The sequence below is a fragment of the Streptomyces sp. NPDC096311 genome (genome assembly GCF_044763085.1).
Lineage (GTDB): Bacteria > Actinomycetota > Actinomycetes > Streptomycetales > Streptomycetaceae > Streptomyces.
Window position 1 is genome coordinate 7,484 of sequence record NZ_JBIWFN010000045.1, and the last position, 2,077, is coordinate 9,560.

General features: G+C 64.6%; 1 protein-coding gene and 1 pseudogene. Both read right to left on the reverse strand.

All coding sequences use genetic code 11. The features are described 5' to 3' along the window. Positions 1–305 precede the first annotated feature (305 nt). Positions 306–568, reverse strand: a pseudogene (gene tnpA, locus ACIRA5_RS52205) (IS200/IS605 family transposase); the annotation flags it as partial. 197 nt (positions 569–765) lie between these two features. Continuing rightward, on the reverse strand, positions 766–900 hold the full coding sequence (locus tag ACIRA5_RS52210) for a hypothetical protein (RefSeq protein ID WP_403705358.1): 135 nt from the start codon (positions 898–900) through the stop codon (positions 766–768). Positions 901–2,077: the final 1,177 nt, after the last annotated feature.

A 2,077-nucleotide genomic window follows, 5' to 3' on the forward strand; every position in this document is an offset into this window, starting at 1 on the left:
AACACCCAGGGCGGCACCCAGGGCGGCGGCAACGGCAACACCCAGGGCGGCACCCAGGGCGGCGGCAACGGCAACACCCAGGGCGGCACCCAGGGCGGCGGCAACGGCAACACCCAGGGCGGCACCCAGGGCTGATCGTTGAAGAGTCCCCAGAACTCGGCACCTCGCGGAGAAAGCTTCCGCGGGGTGCCGAGTTCAGCTTGATTCTTGCGAGGAACTCTGGGCGTTTGCGCCCGGGAGGAATCGCATCCTTGGTGGGGCGGCGCGGAGCGCCGCCGTGTCGTGGCGGCGGAGCTGCTGATGGCTCACCCGGGACGTTTCTGGTTCTCGATGTACTCCTTGATGGCCATGACCAGGTGCGCCGCCCGCGGAGGCGGCGAAGTAGGACGGGGACCAGAAATGGTCGCCCCACAGGTAGCGGCGGATGTGGTCGGGGAATTCCTGGCGCAAGTGGTGCGCGGAGACGCCTTTGAGCGAGCCGACCAGCCGGGACAGAGCGATCTTGGACGGGTACCAGCAGGTGCACATGGTCCTTCTCGCCGTTGAACTCGTCCGGCTCAGCGCCGAAACCCGCTCTGCCGGAGCTTGTAGCTGGTGAGCTCGCCGCGGTCGATGGCCATGCTCACCCCCGAAGCTGATCGGCGCCCCGTTGCCTGGGACGGGGCGCCGCCACGGTCCTTGTAGATACCGCATCCCTCGGTTGCTGCCAGGTGCACCACGTTGCAGGAGAGCGGCAGTCTCGCCCGGGACATCTGTGGTGAGGTGTCAGACCCTGCGGCGGAACAGGCAGACGGGGGCGACGCGTTCGCCGCCGAGGGTCTTACTCTCTGCGGCTGCCATGTCGGCGAGGGCCCAGCCCTCGGCCTCGACGGCTTCGATCTGTTCGCCGATGCCGGTCATGGGTCGGTAGTTGCGCTGGTCTTGTTCGCCTCGATGAACTTGTACGCGAGGACTCTGTGTCCCTCGGCGTAGGCCTTGCGTGCCTCGTCGGTGGCCTTGCCCGCCTGCCTGCCTGCCTTGGCGTTGTCGATGAAACCATGGTTCCCCCCTTGGGGTGTCCGTGATGCGGGGCCCAGTGCGGACGGACACAACCCCCCGCTTGGAAGCCTGGGTGACATAAGGCGATTGTCGTGCTGACCCTTGTTCTCGATCGACTCCCAGTCGGCGGCCAAGTCGCCGGGCTGGAGCCGGGCCAGGACATACGTGTAGCTAATTCCAGCTACAGGGCCACCCAAGTCTGTATGCGGATTACAGCGATCGTTTGCCATCGAAGTAAATTGACGGTAACGGGCTCAACGGAGGCACTGAGGTCGTTCTGATCTAAAGTGTGGGTCTTTCTAGTGACAAGCGGTGTGGTCAGGCCTCTTATAACCCACGATTCGAGTTGACTCAGCCGACGCGTGAGACCAGTATCGGGATTGTAACTTCGTCGTTGTGCAGGTATCCAGGCGCCCGAGATTTACAACGCGCGGCGCTTCTTTTCCCGCACACTGGCCCCCAGGGCTGCATTAGCACTCAGCCCGGCAGCGGAGCTGAAGCACCCGGCGGAGCCAGCACCTTCAGGTGTGGGATGAAGGAAATTCGCGGTTAATGCGCTAGGCCCTCAATTGGCCGGACATGTCTTCTGAGTGGCCGACAACACCACGATCGGATCGGACCACGCTCTGCGCATCGCATGACCAGACGCCGAAGCGAATAGTGCTTAATACGGAAGAGAGGAGCACGCGCGTGCGGCACACTCGGAAGCAGAAGATGGCGACAGCAATAGTGTCGGCGGCAATGGCTGGAGGAATAGCTGCCATCGGGGCCCCTGCCTCAGCGGCGCCGGCAGTGACTGGCGCAGTTTCCCACGTCCAGGCACTTGCCAGTAAAGGTACATCGCAGGCTCAGCCCCTGCTGCCGGAAAAGCCGTGCAAGAAACACTGCAATACCGGCAACAATCAGGGATCGCAGAGCGGCAGGGGCGGGAACACCCAGGGCGGTACCCAAGGCGGCGGCTCCGGGAACACCCAGGGCGGCACGCAGGGCAGCGGCCGCGGGAACACCCAGGGCGGCACGCAGGGCAGCGGCTCCGGCA